An 18,279-nucleotide genomic window follows, 5' to 3' on the forward strand; every position below is an offset into this window, starting at 1 on the left:
GCTTTTTTTCCGTTATACTGCGTCAAATTTTCTGAAGGCGGCCCCGGGTTTCAGCGTCTGCTGGCCGGCTACTTTCAGCACCACGATCACTTAAAAGGAACTGCCTTATTATGTACCATGTTGTCGCTGCCACCAAAAACCCGGCGAAAATTAGTGCAATAGCTCAGGCATTCAACGACGTTTTCGGCGAGGCATCCTGCCATATTGAAGGCGTCGAGGTCGATAGCGGCGTCGCCGCCCAGCCGCTTACCAACCTGGAAACGAGAACTGGCGCACGCCAGCGCGTGATGAATGCACGTCAGGTGCGCCCGGAAGCCGATTTTTGGGTAGCCATTGAGGCCGGTATTGAAGAGGATACTGCATTCGCCTGGATGGTGATTGAAGATCACAAACAGCGCGGCGAATCGCGTTCCGCCAGCTTTGTGCTGCCGCCGGTGGTGCTCAGCGGCATCGCACAGGGACGTGAACTGGGCGATGAGATGGCGCGGCTGACCGGCGTCGCCAACATCAAGCATCAGGGCGGCGCCATCGGTGCGTTTACGAAAGACCTGCTCAGTCGCAGCAGCGTCTATCATCAGGCGCTGATTCTCGCGCTCAGCCCGTTTCATCATCCGCTTTACCAGATGAAAACGATCGACTCAGATCTTATCTGATCCGTTCAGCAACTGCGCCTCCAGCCAGCTTTTCAACGCGGGTGGCGCGGTTTTCAAACTGTTTGAGCCACGGGTAATGGTTGCGATACCGGCGCCCAGTTCACTTTTCAGCTCACGCTGGCTCATCTCACCGCGCATCAATTCCTCAATAATCCGCAGTCGGGTGCCCAGCGCCTCGCGCTCGTCAGGCGTCATCATCAGTTGCAACAGCGGCAGCTGCAAATCCTGCTCAAACGCGCGCTGCAGCAGCGTGATAAAACGCAGCCAGTCGTCGTTGCTTTGTGGGTCGTCAGATAAAGATGCTGGGATCATGAAGGGCTTCCGTACTCGTTAGCGAGTACGGAAGGATAGCACACTCAGTAACGGCGATTCCACTCGTGGTCAGCAATCAGCTTGTCGGGCTGACCCATCAGATAACGATAATAGACATCGTAAGCGAGCACGTTTTTTACATAGCCACGCGTTTCTGAGAAGGGAATGGTTTCGATAAACGCCACCGCATCCAGCCGTCCGGCACTTTTTCCCAGCCAGCTGCGCACGCGCGACGGTCCGGCGTTGTAGGCGGCCGAGGAGAAAATACGGTTCTCATCAAACTGCTGATAGACGTAATCGAGATACTGCGTGCCAATCTGGATGCCGGTCTGCGGCTCCAGCAGCTGGCCGCTGTTAACATAGCCGGGAATATCGAACATTTTCACCGTATGCGTCGCCGTGGCGGGCATCACCTGCATCAGGCCACTGGCGCCCACCGGTGAACGCGCCTTCGGGTTCCATGCGCTCTCCTGACGCGCAATTGCCATCGCATAGCTCTGCGGCACGCGCTTACCTGCGGTCGCACGGGCAAACTGATCCTGATACGCCAGCGGGAAGCGCTCGCGCAGGTTATTCCACAGCTTGCCGCTGATAGTCGCCTGCACGCTGAGATCCCACCAGCCGCGCTCCAGCGCATAACGCGCCAGCATCTGCTGCTGGGACGGCGTTTTACTGGCGATCAGCCGGACCCACTCACTGCGCGCCAGGTTGTCCATCTCCCAGTACATCAGCTCGCGTACGCGGGCAATCTCTGCGCCCTGCCCGACCGAACCGTCCGGACGCGGCGCCTCGTTGATCTGCAGCGGATAATCAACCCCTAGCCGTTGCGCGGCGACCATCGGATAGAAGCCGCGTGACTGCATCAGCTTACGCAGGATCTCGTTCGCTTCCTCTTTGCGGCCGCGCTCGATCAGCAGATCGGCCTGCCAGTATTGCCACTCATCTTTCTCTTTTGCCTCAACCGGCAGACGGGCAATCCAGGTGTTCATGCCGCGCCGATCGTTATTGCCCAGCGCCATACGTACCCGGCGTTCTAGCAGCGAAGTCGATTCGCTGCTCATGATGACGTTATCACGCCAGCGCGCCTGCTCAGGCGTGACATCGTTGTCCATCAGCCGCCAGGCGACGGCATCTTTCAGCCCCTGCGCATCGCTGTCGCTCATCTTCTGCGCCTTCACCAGCAGCGGGATCAGCGCCTGCGCATTGACCACATCCTGGCGCGCCAGGCGGGTAAAGGCGATGCTGGTGGCCTGGCGCGTGAAGTCGGTTGGTCCAACGCTGGTGGCGAAGGTGCCGACGGTTTGCGGATCGTTTTGCAGCGTCGTTAACGCCGCCGCCATGGTTTGATAATCCGCAGGCAGGGTTTTCGCCAGCGCAATCACCAGGCTGTCGTTGCCTTTTTCCATCGCCAGCCGCATACGCGCCAGCGTGGTAATAGGCGAGAGATCGCCGGTGGCCTGCCAGACGCTGAACAGCTTGTCACACTCGGCGGGCAAGGCGGTGCCGCGCAGCCAGATGGTCTTAGCCGCATCATAGGCGACCTGCTGCTGGCCGGTGGCCCATTTGGCGTAATACCAGTTGCAGCGCGCGGCAACCGGCTCCGGCTCGGTCGGGCTGAAGGCCAACAAACCGCTCCAGTCCTGGCGGCGCGCCAGTTCATTCACAAAGCGCGAAGAGAGCGTGCGCACCGGCGGCAGCGTAGGATAACGGCGGATAAAGTTGCTGACTGCCAGGCTGGTTTCATTGTCCAGATTCTGCGACAGCAGGCGATATTCGAGATAAGGATAAAGCGGATAGTCCTGCAGACCCGGCAACATCTGCTGCACGGTATCCATCTGTTTGTTATCCCAGGCCTGTTTGATTTGCTGATAACGTTCGCGTTGTTGATTGAGGGAATCGGCAAAAGCACTGCCTGTTACGCTCATCAGGCACACGCCGGCCATCCAATAATGCCACTTCTCCACTTGCATCTCCTCTTTGTCGCACTGCCCGACTGCATGCCTGGCTCCCTTCATGCTAACCAGGGGACTGACCTCTTGCCATGTCCTGAAGAAAATTTACCTGTCACGCCCAGCGCACCGCGATCGTTCATGCGTCGCGCCATTGCTGTGCAAAAAAGCATCACAAAAACTTATAGCTGATGCGTATCCAATAACAATCAAATGCTTATAAATATGGCACGGCCTTTGCTCTGTTGAATCCCATCTTGTATACCAGATGGAACCCCGATTATGGCATCGACATTCGGCTTCACGCTGCAGGCCTGGCAGCAGCACTATCAGCAGGATGCGGAACGCATCATTCCGACGCTGGAAGCGCACCTTGCCGCGCTCTCCACCTCTGATAATGCCTGGCTCTGGCTGGCCACACCTGAACAGTTGCAGGCGCAGCTCACACCGCTGATCGCGCGCTATCGGCAGGATCCCGACGCGCTGCCGCTGTTTGGCGTGCCGTTTGCGGTGAAAGACAATATTGATGTGGCCGGCTGGCCGACCACCGCCGCCTGCCCGGCCTTTCGCTATATCGCCGAGACCGACGCCTTTGCCGTGGCGCAGCTCAAAGCCGCGGGCGCGGTGGTGATCGGCAAAACCAACCTCGATCAGTTTGCCACCGGACTGGTGGGGACCCGCTCGCCGTTCGGCGCGGTGAAAAACACCTTCAACCCGGCGTACGTCAGCGGTGGATCCAGCTCCGGTTCCGCGTCGGTGCTGGCGCGCGGTCTGGTCGCCTTTTCGCTGGGAACTGACACGGCAGGTTCAGGACGCGTGCCAGCAGGCTTTAACAACATCGTTGGCCTGAAACCCACCAAAGGCTGGCTGTCTGCACGTGGCGTGGTGCCCGCCTGCCGCCTGAACGATACGCTCTCCATCTTCGCGCTCACCGTGGAAGATGCCTGGCAGGTGGCGACGCTCGCTGGCGGCTATGACAGCGCAGACGGCTATTCACGTCACGATCCGGCTACCGCGCCCGCCGCGCTGCCCGCCAGTCCAGCCTTTGCCATTCCCGCCAGTCCGCAATTTTTTGGCGATAACCAGGCGCAGGCGGCCTGGGAACGCGCGCTCACCGCCCTCACCGCGCTTGGCGCCACCCTGCACCCGATTGATATGCACGCCTTTCATCAGCTGGCGGAGCAGCTCTATTTTGGCCCGTGGGTCGCCGAGCGCACCGCGGCGGTGGGTCATATGCTGCAGCAGCCGGAAGAGATGGATCCGGTGGTGCGATCGATTGTCGCCAGCGGCCTGCAGTACAGCGCGGTCGATGCCTGGCAGGCGGAATATCAGCGTGCCGATCTGGCGCGCCAGATTCAGCAAACGCTGGCGCAGTTTGCTGCGCTGATCGTGCCCACCTCGCCGACCATCCATACGCTGGCGGAGATGGCGCAGGAGCCGATCCTCTATAACTCACATTTTGGCATCTACACCAATTTCACTAACCTCGCCGATCTCTCGGCGCTGGCGCTACCGGCCGGTTTCCGCGACGACGGCCTGCCCGCAGGCATCACGTTAATCGCGCCCGCCTGGCACGATCGCGCGCTGGCGGACTTTGGCCTGCGCTGGCAGCAGCAGATGGCGCTGCCGCTGGGCGCCACCGGCCAGGCGCCGCCTGCACAGCGTCCTGCCGCCCTGCCGTCCTCGCCACAGCACGTGCGGCTGGCGGTGGTCGGTGCGCATCTCACCGGCATGCCGCTCAATTTCCAGCTCACCACCCGCGACGCCGTGCTGGTGGAAGAGACCACCACCGCCGCGCGCTATCGCCTGTATGCACTGACCAGCGGTCCGATTCTCAAGCCGGGCCTGATGCGGGCAGAGACCGGCGGCGCGATTACCGTGGAGTTGTGGGATATGCCGCTGGCCCGCTTTGGTGAATTTGTTGAGGAGATCCCGGCACCTCTCGGCATTGGCACGCTGCAGTTGGCCGATGGTCGTCAGGTAAAAGGCTTTATTTGCGAACCGGCGGCGCTGAGTGAGGCCACGGAAATCACACATTTTGGCGGCTGGCGTAACTGGCTGGCTCAGAGGGAGACGCACTGATGTTTAGCACCGTATTGATCGCCAACCGCGGTGAGATCGCCTGCCGCGCCATTCGTACGCTGAAGCGCCTCGGAATCACCAGCGTGGCCGTTTATTCCAGCGTCGATCACAATGCGCGTCACGTTAAAGAGGCGGATATCGCCGTGCCGCTCGGCGGTGACAAAGCCAGCGACAGCTATTTGCGCATCGATAAAATCCTCGATGCCGCCCGCCAGACCGGTGCCGAGGCGATCTGGCCGGGCTACGGTTTTCTGTCAGAAAGCCTGGCGTTTGCCGATGCCTGTGAGCAGGCGGGTATCGCCTTTGTTGGTCCTACCGCGCAGCAAATTGGTGAGTTTGGCCTGAAGCACCGCGCCCGTGAGCTGGCGGCGGCAGCGGGCGTGCCGATGACGCCGGGCACCGCGCTGCTCGATTCGCTGCCGGAGGCGCTTGCTGCCGCCGGACAGATTGGCTATCCGGTGATGCTGAAAAGCACCGCGGGCGGTGGCGGTATCGGCCTGACCCGCTGTGAAGATGCCGCGGCGCTGACCCTTGCCTGGGAGAGCGTGCGCCGCCTGGGCGAACAGTTTTTCAGCGACGCAGGCGTATTTCTGGAACGCTGCATCGACAATGCCCGCCATGTGGAAGTACAGATTTTTGGCGATGGCCAGGGCAAGGTGGTCGCACTGGGCGAACGTGACTGCTCGCTGCAACGCCGTAATCAAAAAGTAGTAGAAGAGACACCTGCGCCTGGCTTATCCGCCGCGACCCGCGCCGCGCTGCTGGCATCCGCCGTGCGGCTCGGTGAACAGGTGAGCTATCGCAGCGCGGGCACGGTGGAATATATCTGGGATCCGCTGCACGACGCCTTTTTCTTCCTGGAAGTTAACACCCGACTGCAGGTTGAACACCCGGTGACCGAAGCGGTAACCGGCCTCGATTTGGTCGAGCAGATGCTGCGCGTCGCCGCCGGTGACCCCATCGACTGGGCACGTCTGCAGCAGGCACCGCACGGCGCGGCCATCGAAGTGCGGCTTTATGCGGAAGATCCGCTGAAGAACTTCCAGCCGAGCCCGGGAATATTAACCGCAGTCAGCTTTCCACCCGACGTGCGCGTCGACAGCGGCATCGACACCGGCTCAGCGGTCTCGGCTTTTTACGACCCGTTGATCGCCAAGCTGATAGTGCATGGCGAAAACCGCACCGCGGCGCTGGCAAAAATGGCGCAGGCGCTGGCCGCCACGCAGTTACACGGCATTGCTACCAACCTCGACTATCTGCGTCAGGTGATCACCCACGACGCCTTTCAGCAGGGCAATGCCTCCACGCGCCTGCTTGATAGTTTTGTGGCCCGTTCGCCAGTGGTGGAAGTGCTGCAACCCGGTACCTGGAGTAGCATCCAGGATTATCCTGGCCGCACCGGCTACTGGGATATCGGCGTGCCGCCTTCCGGCCCGATGGATGATTTCGCCTTTCGGCTGGCTAACCGCATCGTCGGCAACGCCGTTGAGGCGGCGGGCCTGGAGTTTACCCTGCAAGGGCCCACGCTGCGCTTTCACAGCGAGGCGCTGATCGCCCTGACCGGCGCTGACTGCGGCGCCCGGCTGGATGAGGAGCCGGTGGCGCTCTGGCAACCGATCGCCGTGCGTGCCGGGCAGACGCTGCAGCTGGGCCGTGCGCAAACCGGCTGCCGGGGTTATCTGGCGGTGCGTAACGGCTTCGACGTGCCGCTCTATCTCGGCAGCCGCGCCACCTTTGCGCTGGGCGAATTTGGCGGGCACGCCGGGCGTACGCTGCGCGTGGCAGATATGCTGCCGATCTCACAGCCTGCACTGGCCGCCTGCACCACCCCCGCGCCCACCGATGCACCGCAGCCACTGGACAGCGCGCTGATCCCGCATTACGGCGATGAATGGTCAATCGGCGTACTTTATGGGCCGCACGGTGCGCCTGATTTCTTTACCGAAGCCTCTGTCGATACTTTTTTTGCCAGCGAATGGCAGGTGCACTACAACTCCAATCGCCTTGGTGTGCGGCTGGTCGGGCCGAAACCGCAGTGGACGCGCGCCGACGGCGGCGAAGCGGGCCTGCACCCTTCCAACGTGCATGACTGCGAATACGCCATTGGTGCGGTGAACTTCACCGGCGATTTTCCGGTGATCCTCACCCGCGATGGCCCAAGCCTCGGCGGCTTTGTCTGTCCGGTCACCATCGCCAAAGCGGAACTGTGGAAAGTCGGCCAAGTGAAGCCCGGCGATCGCATACGCTTTCATCCAATCGGTTTTGAGCAGGCACAGGCGCTGGAGCAGACTCATAACCAGATCGTTGCACAGCTTAAGCCAGTTCCAGTACCGACCTTCGCCACCCCAACGCTGAGCGCACAGGACGGCCGGTCGGCTACCCTGTTGGCGTCGCTGCCCGCAACCGCCACCTCGCCAGCGGTGGTTTATCGCCAGGCGGGCGACAGCTATGTACTGATTGAATATGGTGAAAACGTACTCGACCTGGCGCTGCGGCTGCGCATCTGGCTGCTGATGAAGGCGCTCAACGAACGGGCACATCCGGCGATTCTGGAGCTGGCGCCAGGCGTACGCTCACTGCAAATCCGCTATGACAGCCAGCAGCTGGCGCAACCGTCGCTGATCGCGCTGCTGCTGACCGTTGAGCAGACGCTGGGCGATGTCTCCACAATGAAAGTGCCCTCGCGCATTGTCTGGATGCCGATGGCATTTGAGGACAGCGCCACGCTGGGTGCGGTTGAACGCTACCGGGAAACGGTGCGCGCCAGCGCGCCATGGCTGCCCAACAACGTCGATTTTATCCAGCGTATTAATGGCCTCGCCAGCCGCGATGCGGTGCGCGATATCCTGTTTGACGCCAGTTATCTGATTCTCGGGCTGGGCGATGTCTACCTCGGCGCACCTTGTGCGGTGCCGATCGATCCGCGCCATCGTCTGCTCAGTTCGAAATACAGCCCGGCGCGCACCTTTACCGCCGAAGGCACGGTGGGCATTGGCGGCATGTATATGTGCATCTACGGCATGGATTCCCCCGGTGGCTATCAACTGGTGGGCCGCACGCTGCCCATCTGGAACACCTTCCTGAAAAACGGGCAGTTCAGCGCCGACCAGCCCTGGCTGCTGCGCTTCTTCGATCAGGTGCGCTTCTATCCGGTCAGCGAAACGGAGCTGGCGACGCTGCGCGACGATTTTCGCGAGGGCCGCGCCGCCATTCGCATTGAAGAAACCACCTTTGATTTCGCCGCGCACAACGCCTTTCTGGCTGAGCATGCCGCAGACATCAGCGACTTCCGCGCGCGCCAGGCGATCGCCTTTGCCGAGGAGGTGCAGCTGTGGACAGAAGAGGAGCCGGAAGCGCTGCTCGCCGCCGCACCTGCCGAGGCACGGCCCGACGAGACGGATGCCCTGCAGGTCAGCGCCGACATCAGCGGCAATATCTGGAAAGTGCTGGTCAAGCCAGGCGATCGGGTAGCCGCAGGCGATACGTTGATCGTGGTGGAGGCGATGAAAATGGAGCTGGCGATCGCCGCGCCGCAGGCGGGCCAGGTGAGACGTATCGCCTGTCAGGCGGGCCGCCCAGTGACGCCCGGTGACGCGCTGCTCTGGCTGGACGTCTGACGATGTCGCTGGATTTCCAACAGAAGCGGGCCAAAGGTCAGCCCGCGGTACTGGCCGAGCGCATCTACCAGACGCTGAAAAATGACATTTTCGACTTCCGGCTGATGCCCGGCGATCGCTTCACCGAAAGTGAGATCGCCGAGCGGATGGCGGTCAGCCGCACGCCGGTGCGTCAGGCGCTGTTCTGGCTGGAACGCGAAGGCTACGTCGAGGTGTTTTACCGCAGCGGCTGGCAGATCAAGCCGTTTGATTTCGCCTGGTTCGAGGAGCTTTACGAGCTGCGCATCGTGCTGGAGTGCGAGGCGATCCGCCGACTCTGCCTGCTGCCCACCGCCACCTGTGCCGCACGGCTGGCGGAACTGTGCCAGCTGTGGACCGCGCAGCCGCTACCGGAGCCCGGCGCGATCACCTCTGCGCTGGATGAGCAGTTTCACATGACGCTGGTGGCCGCGGCAGGCAACGGCGAAATGGCACGCATCCACGCCGAACTTACCGAGAAGATTCGTATTATTCGCCGCCTCGATTTTACCCGCGAAGATCGCGTAGCGGCGACATACCGCGAACACGCCGCCATTTTACAGGCGGTTTTACAGCAACAGACCGCGGAGGCGCAGCGCTTGCTGACCGAGCATATCGCGGTCAGCAAGGCAGAAGTCAGAAAAATCACATTACACATGCTGCAACAGGCCAGGCATCCACTCACCAGTTAACTTCTACTTTTAAGGGTTCAGAGATGAAAAGACGTGCATTGCTTAAGGTATTTGCCCTCTCCGCGACCGTAGTCGGCATGGGTCTGTCATGGAGCGCGCAGGCGGCGGAGACCATCAAGGTGGGCATTATGTCCTCGCTTTCCGGCACCATGGCGATCTCCGAAACGCCGCTGAAAGATGTCGCCCTGATGACTATCGATGAGATCAACGCCAAAGGCGGCGTGCTCGGCAAAAAGCTGGAGCCGGTGGTGGTTGATCCCGCCTCAAACTGGCCGCTGTTTGCAGAAAAAGCGCGTCAACTGTTGAGCCAGGACAAGGTGGCGGCGGTGTTTGGCTGCTGGACCTCGGTTTCGCGCAAATCGGTACTGCCGGTATTTGAAGAGCTGAACGGCCTGCTGTTTTATCCGGTGCAGTATGAGGGCGAAGAGATGTCGCCCAACGTCTTTTACACCGGCGCCGCGCCAAACCAGCAGGCCATTCCGGCGGTGGAATACCTGGTGAGCGAAGATGGCGGCAACGCCAAACGCTTCTTCCTGCTGGGTACCGATTACGTCTATCCACGCACCACTAACAAAATTTTGCGCGCCTTCCTGCACAGCAAAGGGGTCAGGGACAGCGACATCGAAGAGGTCTACACGCCGTTTGGCTACAGCGATTACCAAACCATCGTGGCTAACATTAAAAAATTCGCTGCCGGTGGCAAAACTGCGGTGGTCTCCACCATCAACGGCGACTCCAACGTGCCGTTCTACAAAGAGCTGGCCAATCAGGGTATCAAAGCCACGGATATTCCGGTGGTGGCCTTCTCGGTAGGTGAGGAGGAACTGCGCGGCATCGACACCAAACCGCTGGTAGGGCAGCTCGCCGCCTGGAACTATTTCCAGTCTGTGGATAATCCGACCAACGCCAAATTTGTGGCCGATTACCGCGCCTGGGCCAAAGCGAAAAAGCTGCCGAATGCCGATACCGTAGTGACCAACGATCCCATGGAAGCAACCTACGTCGGCATCCATATGTGGGCACAGGCGGTGGAAAAAGCGGGCACCACCGACGTGGATAAAGTGCGAGCCGCTATGGCGGGACAAACGTTTAAAGCACCGGATGGTTTTACGCTGACCATGGATCAGACCAACCACCATCTGCACAAGCCGGTGATGATCGGCGAAGTGGAAGAGAACGGCCAGTTCAGCGTGGTCTGGCAAACCGAACAGCCGGTGCGGGCGCAGCCGTGGAGCCCCTACATCGCGGGCAACGACAAAAAGCCGAATCATCCGGTGAAATCGAGCCAGTAGTTCGCCTTCCCCTTCCGCAAGCGGAAGGGGACATTTCTCCCAGCCACGCTCATCGGGACGTCAGTGATGAATATACGCCCTCTTCTTTTTAGCCTGCTGCTGTTGCCACTGTTTGCCAGCGCCGGGCCAGCCGGCGATTTCGCGGCGGCCAGCCGTACGCAGCAGGCCATGCTGCTGCAACAGTGGGCCGCACAGCCCGATCCAGCACGCCTGCCGCTGTTACAGGCGCTGCGCCAGGAAACGCTGGTAGTGGATCAGCACAAACAGCCGTTCAGCGAGCAGGCGGGCAAGCTGGTGGCGCTGGAAGGCAGCGCCACGCCCGACGGCCCCACCAAAAAGCTTTTTATGAATAACCGGTTACGCGTGTTGATTGCCGGTGCGCTCGCGTCGCATCAGCTGGTCAGCGACGATGAACAGACGCGTCTGCGTGCTGCCATGGCGCTGCAGCGCGATGCCCTGCCCGCGCAGCTGCCGCTGATTGAGCAGCAGCTGAAACGGGAACAGGTTGCCGCGGTGCGCGACGCGCTGCTGCTGGCAGCTGCCAACCTGCAGCTCAGCGATGCGCAGGCAGCGGTACGGTTGCAGGCGGTGCAGCGGCTCGGCACCACCGGCGATCCGCAGGTGCAATCCAGCCTGCAGCGGCTCACCCTGCAGGAAAATGAACCCGATGCCGGGGTGCGCGCCGCTGCGGTTGCCAGCTTGCATCAGGTAGAAAAGCGTCTGATGTGGGGCGAGCTGCTGGGTCAGGCATTTAGCGGCCTATCGCTGGGATCCATTTTGCTGCTGGCGGCGCTGGGGCTGGCGATCACCTACGGCCTGCTGGGCGTGATTAATATGGCGCACGGCGAAATGCTGATGCTTGGCGCCTATGCCACCTGGCTGGTGCAGAATCTGTTTCAGCGTCTGGCCCCGGAATGGCTGGCCTTTTATCCGCTGCTGGCGCTGCCGGTGGCTTTTTTTATCACTGCCGCCATGGGCATGCTGCTGGAACGCACCATCATTCGTCACCTTTATGGTCGGCCGCTGGAAACGCTGCTCGCCACCTGGGGCATCAGCCTGATGCTGATCCAGCTGGTGCGCATGCTGTTCGGTGCGCAAAACCTGGAGGTGGCGAACCCCGGCTGGCTCTCTGGCGGGCTGCAGCTGCTGCCTAATCTGGTGCTGCCTTATAACCGTATCGCGGTGATCCTGTTTGTGGCGGCGGTGCTGATCCTCACCTGGCTGCTGCTGAACAAAACTCGCCTTGGCCTGAACGTGCGTGCCGTGACGCAAAACCGCGCCATGGCCGAATGCTGCGGCGTGCCCACCGGACGCATCGACATGCTTGCCTTCGGCCTTGGCTCAGGTATCGCCGGGCTGGGCGGCGTGGCGCTGTCGCAGCTGGGTAACGTTGGCCCCGAACTCGGTCAGGGTTACATTATCGACTCCTTTCTGGTGGTAGTGCTCGGCGGCGTCGGTCAGCTGGCCGGTACGGTGGTCGCCGCGCTGGGCCTCGGCATTCTCAATAAGGTGCTGGAACCGCAGATCGGCGCGGTGCTGGGCAAGATCCTGATTCTGGTGTTGATCGTGCTGTTTATCCAGAAACGGCCGCAGGGGCTGTTCGCCATGAAAGGAAGGGTGATCGACTGATGACACAACCGATGACGCTTACCGCGGCGCGCAAAGCGCCGCGTCTGACCCTGACACTGGGCATAGTGATCACCGCGATGCTGCTGGCGATGCCGTTTCTGGCGCTGCTACCGGCGGATCATCCGCTGGCCCTGTCGGCCTACACGCTAACGCTGACCGGCAAAATTCTCTGTTATGCCATTGTCGCCGTGGCGCTGGATCTGGTGTGGGGTTACGCCGGACTGCTGTCGCTGGGACACGGGCTGTTCTTCGCCCTTGGCGGCTACGCCATGGGTATGTACCTGATGCGCCAGACAGCGGGTGACGGGCTGCCAGCGTTTATGTCGTTTCTCTCCTGGCACGAGCTACCCTGGTTCTGGGTCGGCACCCAGCATTTTGCCTGGGCGCTTCTCTTGATTATGCTGGTGCCTGGCCTGCTGGCGCTGCTGTTTGGCTTCTTCGCCTTTCGCTCAAAAATCAAAGGCGTCTATTTCTCGATCATGACCCAGGCGCTGACCTACGCCGGGATGCTGCTGTTCTTCCGCAATGAAACCGGCTTCGGCGGCAACAACGGCTTTACCGGCTTTACCACCCTGCTCGGCTTCCCGGTTAGCGCCATCAGCACGCGCATCGGCCTGTTTATCGCCACCGTGCTGCTGCTGTTGGCCAGCCTGGCGATCGGCTTTGCACTGGCGCGCAGCAAGTTTGGTCGCGTGCTTACCGCGGTGCGTGATGCGGAAAACCGGCTGATGTTCTGCGGCTACGATCCGCGCGGCTTCAAGCTGTTTGTCTGGACGCTCTCGGCGGTGCTGTGTGGCCTGGCGGGCGCGCTGTATGTGCCGCAGGTTGGCATTATCAATCCCGGCGAGATGTCGCCGACTAACTCGATTGAAGCGGCTATCTGGGTGGCGCTGGGTGGCCGCGGCACGCTGATCGGCCCACTGCTGGGCGCGGCGGTGGTCAACGGAGCCAAAAGCTATTTCACCGTTGCCTTCCCGGAGTTCTGGCTGTTCTTTCTCGGCCTGATGTTTATCCTGGTGACGCTGTTTTTACCACGCGGCGTGATCGGCCTGCTGCGACGGAGGAAAGATGACTGATTCCCTTTTTACCCAGCCGCATCCGGCGGACCGCTGGCGTCAGCAGAGCGATCCGGTGCTGCAGCTGGATCGCATCAATGTCTCTTTCGACGGTTTTCGTGCGCTGACCGATCTGTCGTTGCAGATCGGCGTGGGCGAACTGCGCTGCATTATCGGTCCCAACGGCGCCGGTAAAACCACCCTGATGGATGTGATCACCGGCAAAACGCGGCCCGACAGCGGCACGGTGCTTTACGACCAGAACAGCGATCTGACTCGCCTGACGCCGGTGGAGATCGCTCGGGCGGGCATCGGCCGCAAGTTTCAGAAACCCACGGTGTTTGAGGCGCTGACGGTGTTTGAGAACCTGGAGATCGCCCTGAAAACCGATAAATCGGTGTGGACCAGCCTGCGCGCCCGGCTCGACAGCGCTCAGCGCGATCGCATCGATGCGGTGCTGAAAATGCTGCGGCTCGGCGGTGAGCGTGCACGGCTGGCGGGGCTGCTGTCGCACGGCCAAAAACAGTTTCTGGAAATTGGCATGCTGCTGGTGCAGGAGCCGCACCTGCTGCTGCTCGACGAACCGGCAGCGGGCATGACCGATGCCGAAACCGCCTGGACCGCCGAACTGTTTCGTGATCTGGCGGGCACGCATTCGCTAATGGTGGTCGAGCACGACATGGGTTTTGTGGAAACCATCGCCGATCACGTGACGGTGCTGCATCAGGGCCAGGTGCTGGCGGAAGGTTCGCTGCGCGACGTGCAGGCCAATGAGCAGGTCATCGACGTTTATCTGGGGCGCTAACATGTTAACCGTAACCGATCTCAATCAATATTATGGCGGCAGCCATATTCTGCGCGGCCTCTCTTTCAGCGCGCCGCCGGGCGAAATTACCTGCCTGCTGGGGCGTAACGGCGTGGGCAAAACCACGCTGCTGAAATGCCTGATGGGCGTGGTGCCAGTGAAGTCCGGCACCATTCACTGGCAGCAGTCGGTGATCAATCAACGTAAACCGCATCAGCGTGTGCAGGCGGGCATCGCCTATGTGCCGCAGGGCCGGGAGATCTTTCCGCGTCTGACCGTGGAAGAGAATTTGCTGATCGGCCTGTCGCGCTTCTCCGGCGCACAGGGAAAAACCGTGCCCGAAGAAATTTATCAGCTCTTTCCAGTGCTGCACGACATGAAACAGCGACGCGGCGGCGATCTTTCCGGCGGCCAACAGCAGCAGCTGGCGATTGGTCGGGCGCTGGCCTGCAAACCGCAGCTGCTGATTCTTGATGAGCCTACTGAAGGCATCCAGCCGTCGGTGATCAAAGAGATCGGTGCGGTAATCCGCCAGCTGGCGCAGCGCGGTGATATGGCGATTTTACTGGTGGAGCAGTTCTATGATTTTGCTGCTGAACTGGCCGACAGCTATCTGGTGATGTCACGTGGTGAGATCGTGCAGCGTGGCCGCGGTGCGGAGATGGAAAAAGAGGGCGTGCGCGGTCTGGTAGCGATTTAGGGCAGCGGGATCGCTGCCCTGGGGGCCTTTATAACAGGCCGGTTTCTACCGAGAAGTGCCGTGTTTCACCGGGCGCCAGGCTAAGCAGCGTACCCGCCTGTTGCGCCGCGCGAAATCCCTCTGGCCGACAGGTGGCCGGCAGTACAAAGGCGGCTACCTGCTGATCGGCATTATGCAGGATCCAGCGTGTGGCATGGCTGAACTGCTGGCTGGAGAAGCGCGTCATCAGCGCATAGCCTTCTGGCGAATGCAGCTCAAACTGCAGCATATCGCCATACTGCGCCAGATCGTCAGCAAAGAAGACGATTTCCGGATCGTACAGCTCTGGCCGATCCAGCACGGCAAACTGCTGCGGCTGCTCGGCCAGCTGCGCGGTGTAATCGCGCCAGGCGGGCGTTGGCCGCACATGCGCCGGAATGCTGCTGCGCAGGGAAAATGCCGTATCCGGAATCGACTGCACAAAGCGCCCCTGATCCACCCACGCCGCGTTGATATGGCACATGTACTGCAGCGGCATCGGTGCGCCCGCCAGGTTCGTCACCGACATCTCAATCTGCAGACGTGGTGCGTCGGCTTGCAGGCGCACCGCCGGCGTGGCGCGATAATGATGGCCAAATCCCTTGATGTACTCGCACTCGCCAGAGAGCGATACGCTCTCCTCCTCCAGCGTCAGCCAGGCGGCATCCATGCGGGCACACGGCATTTCGCCATGCAGCGGATGGATCTCTTCCGCCGCCGGGCAGCCGTTAGCCAGCAGGCCGGAGTGAAAGGCAAAGCAGCCGTAGGTATCGATAATGCTGCTACCGGGCAGCGGTTGGCTAAAGGCGTTGCCCATGGTCAGCGAACGATCATCAAAGGCCGCATCCCAGATCATCTGCCCATAAAAAGGCAGCACGATCGCGTAGCCACGGCGGTTGCTGATGCGGACCGCTTCAACGCCTGCCGGATAGCGAAACAGCTCAACCCTGAACGCCGCATTCTCCAGCAGGGTAAACGGCGTGGCCTGGAATTGTTCCCGGCACAGATGGATGCGTGTACTCATAACGCCTCCTGTGCCAGCTGGCCGCTGGCGCGACGCAGTTTGTTGTGGCGTAGCTCACCCCAGAAATAACAGCCGACCCAGACAAAGCAGAGCAGCGACACGCCGAACGCCAGCTGCATCGATCCCAGATGGTCAGAGACCAGCCCCTGCAGCGCCGGAATAAACGCTGCGCCCACAATCGCCATAACGATAAAGGCGCCCGCCACCTCGGTGTATTTGTTCTCAACCGTTGCCAGCGTATTGGCGTAAATGGTCGCCCAGCACGGCCCGAACAGGCAGCTGACAAACACCGCGGCATACACCGCCGTGAAGTCAGGCACCAGCATCACGTAGAGCAGGGTAAATACGCCAAGCACCGAATAGGCGATCAGCACCTTTTCCGCCCGGAAGCGCGCCATCAGGAAGTTAGCGATAAACTTGCCGAGGAAGAAACAGATAAAGCTGTAAATCATAAAGTTAGAGGCGTGGCGTTCGTTAACCGCACCGAGATTCAGCGCCAGGCGAATGGTGAATGACCAGACCGCCACCTGCATGCCGACGTAGAGAAACTGCGCCACGATGCCGCGTTTGAAGCGGCGGTTTGTTGCCAGATAGCGGAAGGTCTCGCTCAGCGACGGCAGCGAGGTGCGGTTGCTTTCCGGCTTGCAGTGCGGATAGCGGGTAAACATAAACAGCACCATCACCACTACCAGCACCATCACCAGATATTTATAGGGCTCCAGCGTGTGTTCGAGCATGCTCAGACGGAAGGCATGCAGCTGCTCCGGGTTCATGGCGGCCATCTGGCTGTGCAGGCTGTCGCCCTCCTGAAACACCAGATATTTGCCCAGCACGATGCCCATCAGTGCGCCAACCGGATAAAACGTCTGGCTGATATTGAGCCGCAACGTGGCGTGTTCACGCCGGCCAATCATTGAGCTGTAGGTATTGGCCGCGGTCTCCAGAAAGCTGAGGCCGATAGCAATGGCAAAGATCGCCGCCAGAAACATGGTGTAAGTCGCCATGTGCGACGCCGGGTAAAACAGTACGCAGCCAACAATATAGAGCGCCAGCCCCATCAAAATCGCCAGTTTGTAGCTCGCTTTGCGGATCACCAGCGACGCGGGAATGGCAATCAAAAAGTAGCCGCCGTAAAAGGCGCTCTGCACCAGCGCGCTGGCAAAATCGCTGAGCGCAAACACGCTTTTAAACTGGGTAATCAGAATGTCATTGAGGCTGGCGGCGCAGCCCCACAGCGGAAACAGGCAGGAGAGCAGAATGAACTGAAACAAAGGCGTTTTGTTTAAATAGCCGTCGGGTTGCTGCGCAGTGATCGGTTGCATGGTGGACCTCAATGAACGTTGAGAAAACGCTGGAAGGTGTCGGCATCGGGATAGGACGACTGGGTACCGCGGCCGGTGACGCTACAGGCGGCATAGGCTACGGCGCTCTGCATGGCGGCAGCTACGTCGCCGGTTGCCACCAGCCGTTGGGCAAAACAGCCGATAAAGGCGTCACCTGCGCCGCTGGTATCAACGGCGTTGACCGTCAGCGAGGGGACGTGATGGCTCTCGTCACCTTGTAACCACAGTGCGCCGCGCTGGCCGAGGGTGATCACCAGGTTTTTCAGCCCCTGTTGCAGCAGCGATTGTCCCGCCAGCCGCACCTGCTCATCACTGGCTACCGGCATGCCGGTGAGGATCGCCAGCTCGGTTTCATTGGGCATAAAGAAGTCGCATTTACAGGCGTAGGCCATATCCAGATCGTTCACGGCGGGCGCGGGATTAAGGATCACTTTTATGCCCGCCTCGCGTGCAAAATCGATGGCGTAATAGACGGTTTCCAGCGGCACTTCCAGCTGCAGGATGATCAACTGACAGGCCCGCAACGCGTCAGCCGCGGCGTCGATATCAGCCGGCTTCAGCCGTTGATTGGCACCTTTGATAATCAGGATGCGGTTTTGCGACTGATCGTCCACAAAGATGGGCGCCACGCCGCTGGAGGTGCCGGGCGCGGAGGTCACATAGCGCGTATCGACGCCCTGCTGCTGTAAATTGGCGAGGGTGCCAGGGGCAAACAGGTCGTCCCCGACTTTGCCCACCATCATCACGCTGGCGCCGAGCTTTGCCGCCGCCACCGCCTGATTAGCCCCTTTCCCGCCGCAGCCAAGGGCGAAATCAGGCGCTTCCAGCGTTTCCCCCGCCTCTGGCAGGCGGTTGGTATAGGTAATCAGGTCCACCATATTGGAACCAATGACCGCAATATCCATGTTGTTCTCCCGGTTAAAATTAACGCATTAATTGTTATTAAAATCACAATAACAATTCATTAACGTTAATTTTGTGACAATAACCACATCCCTGAAACGCGGCATAAATCAAATTACCGGCGATAAAGCGCAACGCAGCGTGTTACTATTTTCACAAATCTGTTGCAGGCGGAAAAATCTGGCGG

General features: G+C 60.6%; 14 protein-coding genes. 9 read left to right on the top strand and 5 right to left on the bottom strand.

The window, feature by feature from the left end; genetic code table 11:
- Window positions 1-110: 110 nt before the first annotated feature.
- Entirely contained in the window at window positions 111-653 is a 543-nt protein-coding gene (yjjX, locus tag ACJY2L_RS10715; RefSeq protein ID WP_439213642.1) for an inosine/xanthosine triphosphatase, read from the top strand.
- On the opposite strand, the gene trpR is transcribed toward yjjX, so the two are convergent.
- Complete coding sequence (gene trpR / locus ACJY2L_RS10720; protein ID WP_067427846.1) at window positions 639-965, bottom strand: trp operon repressor; 327 nt, start codon at window positions 963-965, stop codon at window positions 639-641. The genes yjjX and trpR overlap by 15 nt on opposite strands.
- Before the next feature lie 44 nt (window positions 966-1,009).
- A complete protein-coding gene (sltY, locus tag ACJY2L_RS10725) occupies window positions 1,010-2,935 on the bottom strand; it encodes a murein transglycosylase (protein ID WP_439213748.1) in 1,926 nt (641 codons plus the stop codon).
- Between the two features lie 261 nt (window positions 2,936-3,196).
- On the opposite strand from sltY, the gene atzF reads away from it, so the two are divergent.
- The 8 genes from atzF (at window position 3,197) to urtE (ending at window position 14,804) form a co-directional block, all read left to right on the top strand.
- A complete protein-coding gene (gene atzF / locus ACJY2L_RS10730) occupies window positions 3,197-4,996 on the top strand; it encodes an allophanate hydrolase (protein WP_439213643.1) in 1,800 nt (599 codons plus the stop codon).
- Window positions 4,996-8,613, top strand: a complete 3,618-nt coding sequence (gene uca, locus ACJY2L_RS10735) for an urea carboxylase (RefSeq protein ID WP_439213644.1) — start codon at window positions 4,996-4,998, stop codon at window positions 8,611-8,613. The genes atzF and uca overlap by 1 nt, the downstream gene beginning before the upstream one ends.
- A 2-nt stretch (window positions 8,614-8,615) precedes the next feature.
- Window positions 8,616-9,323, top strand: coding sequence for a GntR family transcriptional regulator (locus ACJY2L_RS10740; protein ID WP_187485830.1), 708 nt, complete (start codon window positions 8,616-8,618; stop codon window positions 9,321-9,323).
- A gap of 23 nt (window positions 9,324-9,346) precedes the next feature.
- Complete coding sequence (gene urtA / locus ACJY2L_RS10745) at window positions 9,347-10,615, top strand: urea ABC transporter substrate-binding protein (RefSeq protein WP_439213645.1); 1,269 nt, start codon at window positions 9,347-9,349, stop codon at window positions 10,613-10,615.
- A 66-nt stretch (window positions 10,616-10,681) separates the two neighbouring features.
- Window positions 10,682-12,244 (top strand): urea ABC transporter permease subunit UrtB, encoded by a 1,563-nt coding sequence (gene urtB, locus ACJY2L_RS10750; protein WP_439213647.1) that lies wholly within the window; start codon window positions 10,682-10,684, stop codon window positions 12,242-12,244.
- Window positions 12,244-13,320, top strand: a complete 1,077-nt coding sequence (gene urtC / locus ACJY2L_RS10755; protein ID WP_439213648.1) for an urea ABC transporter permease subunit UrtC — start codon at window positions 12,244-12,246, stop codon at window positions 13,318-13,320. Before urtB ends, urtC begins: the two co-directional genes overlap by 1 nt.
- Window positions 13,313-14,104 (top strand): urea ABC transporter ATP-binding protein UrtD, encoded by a 792-nt coding sequence (urtD, locus tag ACJY2L_RS10760; protein ID WP_439213649.1) that lies wholly within the window; start codon window positions 13,313-13,315, stop codon window positions 14,102-14,104. The genes urtC and urtD overlap by 8 nt, the downstream gene beginning before the upstream one ends.
- Window position 14,105: 1 nt before the next feature.
- Window positions 14,106-14,804 (top strand): urea ABC transporter ATP-binding subunit UrtE, encoded by a 699-nt coding sequence (gene urtE, locus ACJY2L_RS10765; RefSeq protein ID WP_439213650.1) that lies wholly within the window; start codon window positions 14,106-14,108, stop codon window positions 14,802-14,804.
- A gap of 28 nt (window positions 14,805-14,832) precedes the next feature.
- Here the strand turns inward: urtE and ACJY2L_RS10770 are convergent, their stop codons facing one another.
- The 3 genes from ACJY2L_RS10770 to rbsK are packed head-to-tail and all read right to left on the bottom strand — an operon-like array spanning window position 14,833 to window position 18,094.
- Window positions 14,833-15,846: an aldose 1-epimerase family protein gene (locus ACJY2L_RS10770; protein WP_439213651.1), complete on the bottom strand. Its 1,014-nt coding sequence runs from the start codon at window positions 15,844-15,846 to the stop codon at window positions 14,833-14,835.
- Window positions 15,843-17,168, bottom strand: a complete 1,326-nt coding sequence (fucP, locus tag ACJY2L_RS10775; protein ID WP_439213653.1) for an L-fucose:H+ symporter permease — start codon at window positions 17,166-17,168, stop codon at window positions 15,843-15,845. Before fucP ends, ACJY2L_RS10770 begins: the two co-directional genes overlap by 4 nt.
- Before the next feature lie 8 nt (window positions 17,169-17,176).
- A complete protein-coding gene (gene rbsK / locus ACJY2L_RS10780) occupies window positions 17,177-18,094 on the bottom strand; it encodes a ribokinase (RefSeq protein WP_067427820.1) in 918 nt (305 codons plus the stop codon).
- Window positions 18,095-18,279 lie beyond the last annotated feature (185 nt).

Source organism: Duffyella sp. Ts4 (genome assembly GCF_051851875.1).
GTDB classification, from domain to species: domain Bacteria; phylum Pseudomonadota; class Gammaproteobacteria; order Enterobacterales; family Enterobacteriaceae; genus Duffyella; species Duffyella gerundensis.